The organism is Kitasatospora sp. MBT63 (assembly GCF_000710465.2).
In the GTDB taxonomy this organism is placed as follows: Bacteria; Actinomycetota; Actinomycetes; order Streptomycetales; family Streptomycetaceae; genus Kitasatospora.
On record NZ_JAIZ01000479.1, the window covers coordinates 29874 to 33331 of the forward strand.

At 72.2% G+C, this 3458-nt stretch carries 3 protein-coding genes; 2 read left to right on the forward strand and 1 reads right to left on the reverse strand.

Annotated features, from left to right (window positions below):
- Window positions 1-762, reverse strand: a 762-nt coding sequence (locus tag AA75_RS26205) for a PP2C family protein-serine/threonine phosphatase (RefSeq protein ID WP_033822712.1), incomplete at its 3' end; no start/stop codon positions are given.
- Between the two features lie 364 nt (window positions 763-1126).
- Here AA75_RS26205 and AA75_RS26210 point away from each other — a divergent pair.
- On the forward strand, window positions 1127-2311 hold the full coding sequence (locus tag AA75_RS26210; RefSeq protein WP_033822713.1) for a Zn-dependent alcohol dehydrogenase: 1185 nt from the start codon (window positions 1127-1129) through the stop codon (window positions 2309-2311).
- Between the two features lie 39 nt (window positions 2312-2350).
- Window positions 2351-3310, forward strand: coding sequence for an SDR family oxidoreductase (locus AA75_RS26215; RefSeq protein WP_033822714.1), 960 nt, complete (start codon window positions 2351-2353; stop codon window positions 3308-3310).
- Window positions 3311-3458: the final 148 nt, after the last annotated feature.

A 3458-nucleotide genomic window follows, 5' to 3' on the forward strand; every position in this document is an offset into this window, starting at 1 on the left:
ATCGAGGAGGGCCCGGTGCGTGCGGCGGGCCTGTTCGGCGAGGTCGGTTCCGGCGCGGCGGGCACCGCGGGAGGCGTTGACCAGGAGGGTGGCCATCAGGGAGGCGTCGACGTCGTGGCCCATGGCGTCGGTAACGGACAGGTGCAGGGTGTGCTGGTCGAGGCTGTAGTCGTAGGTGTCGCCGGCGATGTCGGCGGCCGGGACCAGCGCTCCGGCGAGGGTGAACTGGGGCGCTTCGCAGGAGGAGGCCTGGGGCAGGAGCTGGTGCTGGATCTCCGCGGACAGGCTGATGGAGTCGGTGCGGTTGGCCCAGTGGTAGAGGTCGGTGAAGCGGCGGTCGGTGACGATGATGTACGCCAGCGCGTGCGCAGCGTCCTGCACCTGCTCCAGCAGGTCCGGGGTGACCCGGGGCAGGAACAGCTCCAGGACGCCGATGGTGTCCCCGCGGTTGGTGACCGGGGCGAGTACCCGCCGGCCGGGGCCGTCCTCGGATGCCAGCACCGGCTTCTGGGAGCGCAGGACCTCGTCGTACACGGTGCGACCGGCGAGCGGGACCTGCACGGCGCGCTCCTCGCGGTACGTGATCTCGGTGTCGTGGACGCGCATCAGGCGCCGGCGGACGACGTCGACGAACAGGAACGACACGTACCGCGCGCCCAACCGGTCCCGCAGGTCGCGCGCCACCACGTCGAGGGAGTCCACCGGCGCGGCGGCCTCCGCTTCCGCCAGCACCTCCGCCAGAGCGATCCGCTCACGCGACACAGCAACCCTCCCGGGAGAGATCGGGGCCGACCCTGCGTGCCTGCCGCTCCGTCGTGGACGCTACACACCCCACGCCCGACGGCCCAGGACATCCGGCTCTCCCATCACTCTCCCTGCCGGGCGCCGCGACCGCACGGGCACCCACCCGCAGGCGCTGCCCGACATGCGCGGCGTACGCGTCCTGCTGCACCGGCCGGCGCCCTCGAAGACGTCAACGGCCGCAAGTGCGCAACGTGCCGGCCGGTGCGTGCCACCGCTGAAGGCCGTTTCATGACGAAGCGCTCGGGCAGGCGCCTGATCACCCCCGGAGGACGAGCAGACCCCACTCCCATCGGAGCACCCGGCACCCACCCGAGGAGCAGAAATGAAGGCGCTGACCTGGCACGGCAGGAGGGATGTCCGCATCGACTCGGTGCCCGACCCTGCCATCAAGGACCCGGGAGACATCATCATCGACGTCACCTCCACCGGCCTGTGCGGCTCCGACCTCCACCTGTACGAGGTACTCGGCCCGTTCCTCGACCCCGGCGACATCCTCGGCCACGAAGCCATGGGCATCGTCCAGGAAGTCGGACCGGAGGTCACCGCCGTCGGGCCCGGCGAGCGGGTCGTCATCCCCTTCAACATCTCCTGCGGCACCTGCTTCACCTGCCGGCAGGGGCTGCACTCCCAGTGCGAGACGACCCAGGTCCACGAATACGGCTCCGGCGCCTCACTGTTCGGCTACACCAAGCTCTACGGCCAGGTCCCCGGCGGCCAGGCCGAGCTGCTCCGGGTCCCGTTCGGCAACACCCTCCCCATCACGGTCCCCGCAGGGCCGCCGGACGACCGGTTCGTCTTCCTGTCCGACGTGCTGCCCACCGCCTGGCAGGCCGTCGAGTACGCCGCCGTCCCCGAGGGCGGCAGCCTGGTCGTCCTGGGGCTCGGACCGATCGGCGACATGTGCACCCGCATCGCCGCGCACCGCGGCATCGGCCAGGTCATCGGTGTCGATCTGGTCCCCGAACGCCTGGAACGCGCCCGGGCCCGCGGCACCACCGCCCTGGACCTCGACCGTCACGGCAAGGACCTGGCCGCGACCATCCGCGAGATGACCGACGGCCGCGGACCGCACGCCGTCATCGACGCCGTCGGCATGGAGGCTCACGGCTCACCCGCCGCCACCCTCGCCCAGCAGTCCACGGCCCTGCTCCCCGGCACTGTCGCCGCCAAGATCATGCAGCACGTCGGCGTGGACCGCCTCCACGCTCTCCACCTCGCCATCGACATCGTCCGGCGTGGCGGCACCATCTCGCTCTCCGGCGTCTACGGCGGCATGACCGACCCGCTCCCCCTGCTCACCATGTTCGACAAGCAGATCCAGCTCCGCATGGGCCAGGCCAACGTGCACCGCTGGTCCGATGACATCCTCGCGCTGCTCACCGACGCCGACCCGCTCGGGGTCGACACCTTCGCCACCCACCACCTCCCCCTGGACGAGGCCCCCGACGCCTACCGCATGTTCCAGAAGAAGCAGGACGGCGCGGTCAAGATCCTCTTCAAACCCTGACCACGTCCGCCACCGTCCCGACTCCCCTGGAGGAGAGCCATGTCGCGACGACCGAACCGATTCGCAGACCGCACCGCCCTGGTGACCGGCTCCTCCCGCGGCCTCGGCCTGCTGATCGCGCAACGGCTCGCCGAACGCGGCTGCCGCGTCATGCTCTGCGCCCGCGACACCTCGGAACTCGCCTTCGCGGAGAGCCGCCTGCGGGGCCGCGGGTTCGAGGCCGCCTCGCTCGGCTGCGACGTCACCGACGACGACACACCACGAAACCTGCTGGCCGCCGTGCACGACCGCTTCGGCCAGCTGGACATCCTGGTGAACAACGCCGGCATCATCCAGGTCGGCCCCCTGGAGGCACTCACGGAGGACGACTTCCGCCGAGCGGTGGAGACCATGTTCCTCGCCCCGCTGCGCCTGACCCTGGCGGCCCTCCCCGACCTGCGGACGAGCACGGCGGGCACGCTGGTGAACGTCTCCTCGGTCGGCGGGCGCATCGCCCCGCCCCACCTCCGGCCGTACGCGGCAGCGAAGTTCGCCCTCGCCGGGCTGTCCCAGGGCCTGCGGGCCGAACTCTCCGGTACCGGCGTGAGCGTCACCACCGTCCTGCCCGGCCTGATGCGGACCGGATCCCACACCGCCGCCCGGTTCCACGGCCGGCCCGGGGCCGAGTACGGCTGGTTCGCCGCAGCCGCCTCGCTCCCCCTGCTGTCCATGAACGCCGAACGCGCCGCCCACCCCGTCGTCCGCGCGGCCGAACTGCGCCGGCCCGAGATCGTGCTCACCCCGGCAGCCCGACTGGCGGTCACCCTGCAGGGCATCGCCCCTGCCACCACCACCCGCGTGCTCGGCCTCACGGCACGCCTGCTCCCGGCCGCCGGTGCACACCCGCGGCGCGAGGTACCGGGCACCACGGCCTCCGCGGAGTCCGGGCTCCCCACCTCCGTCACGGCTCTCGGCGACCGCGCCGGCCGGCAGCTCGGCGAACCCGAGCCAGGCCTCTGAACTTCGGAGGCGGAGCAACGCAGCGCCGGCCGCAGCTCGACCGTGAGCCCAGCTCGAAGACCCACCCTGCCGAAGGAGACCAGTCTCATGGGCACCGTTCCCGCAGCACCCGACCCCGACGTCACCCCGGTGCCGCCCGAGCCGCCGG